The organism is Myxococcus qinghaiensis (genome assembly GCF_024198215.1).
In the GTDB taxonomy this organism is placed as follows: Bacteria; Myxococcota; Myxococcia; order Myxococcales; family Myxococcaceae; genus Myxococcus; species Myxococcus qinghaiensis.
Map to the genome: position 1 here is coordinate 1 of NZ_JAKCFA010000080.1, position 1,462 is coordinate 1,462.

General features: G+C 69.0%; 2 protein-coding genes. Both read right to left on the minus strand.

Going from position 1 to position 1,462, the window contains the following annotated elements; genetic code table 11:
* Positions 1-379, minus strand: a 379-nt coding sequence (locus tag LZ199_RS47155) for an ATP-binding protein (RefSeq protein WP_254000180.1), incomplete at its 3' end; no start/stop codon positions are given.
* Positions 380-524: 145 nt separating this feature from the next.
* Positions 525-1,462: Mu transposase domain-containing protein (locus tag LZ199_RS47160; RefSeq protein WP_407667354.1), on the minus strand; the 938-nt coding region annotated here is incomplete at its 5' end.

A 1,462-nucleotide genomic window follows, 5' to 3' on the forward strand; every position in this document is an offset into this window, starting at 1 on the left:
CATCACGGCAGGCCTTCTGCCCCAGCGCGCACGCCAGGTAGCTCTTGCCCACGCCGGTGGGCCCGGTCAGCAGCACGTTCTGCTTGTCGGCCACCCACTTCGAGGTGGACAGCTCCATCACCTGCGGCTTCGTCAGGCCCCGGGCGTGGGCGTAATCGATGTCCTCCAGGCACGCCTGCTGGCGCAGCTTCGCGTGCTGGAGCCGGGCGGTGAGCTTCTTGTTCTCCCGGTACATCCACTCCGCGTCCGCCAGGAGGCCCACCAGGTCCGTGGCGCTCAGGCCCTTGTCCCCAGGCTTCTCCACCCAGCTGCGCAGGTAGTTGGCCATGCCATGCAGCTTCATCGCGTTGAGCTTCTCCAGCGTCTGGTCCACCAGCATTTCTTCGCTTCCTCTTCCGTCTGTCTCAGTGGTCCGGCCGCAGCTCGCCCATGAGGGCGCGCGCAGGCCACCGCCGATGCTGGGAGACTTGAGGGCCAGCACCGGCGGGAAATGTCCGCACACGGCCGTCAAGCCGCGTGTGTCGTCAGTGGTAGTAGTGGGCGCCGCGCACGTTCTCGTGCTCGGGCAGCGGGTCCTTCTCGGCCGTCTTCTCGTCGGCATCCTCGAGGCGGTGCTGGAGGATGGCGACCACGGACTTGTAGCCCACGGCGCGGTGGCGCAGCGCCCGGGCGCAGGCCTTCTCCACGCGCGGCTTGCCGTAACGCTTCTCCTCGGCCAGACGCAGCACGCCCAGCGCCGAGCGGAAGCCCTGCTGGGGATGGGGCCGCTTCGTCATCAACTCCTCCACCAGCTTCGCGCACGAGGGGCCCACGCCTTCGGCCCAGCGGATGAGGCGAGAGGGTGTCCACTCGGCGTGCTGCCGGTGGGAGGCGGGCATGTGCCCGGGCTGCGTGGTGAAGCGTCCCTTCTCCAGACTGCGCACGTGGCTGGCCACGCGGCGCCCCCCGAGGAAGACCTCGACGCAGCCTTCCGTGTGGCGCACTTCCACCGGCTTGCCCACCAGCGTGTACGGCACGCTGTACCAGTGGCCTTCCAGCTCCACGTGGTAGTCGATGTTGACGCGCGCCTTCTTCCAGAAGGCCAGCTCGTACGGCCTCGTCGGCAGGGCCCGCAGCGTGGCCTTCTCCACCTGCGCGAAGAGCTCCCAGCGCGACTTGCCCAGCTTGCGCATGGGCCGCGAGTTGAGCTTCTCCAGCAGCGGCTTCACCGCCTGCTGCACCTGGCAAAGCGAAGTGAAGTGCCGGTGGCGCAGCGCCGCCAGAATCCACCGCTCCGCCAGCAGCACCCCCACCTCCACCTTGGCTTTGTCCCGAGGCCGGCGCGGGCGCGCGGGTAGAATCGCGAAGCCGTAGTGCCGCGCCAGGTCCGCGTACGTGGGATTCAAGTCCGGCTCGTACCGGTGCGCCCGGGTGACGCCCGCCTTGAGGTTGTCGGGCACCACCACCTGGGTAGCGCCGCCGA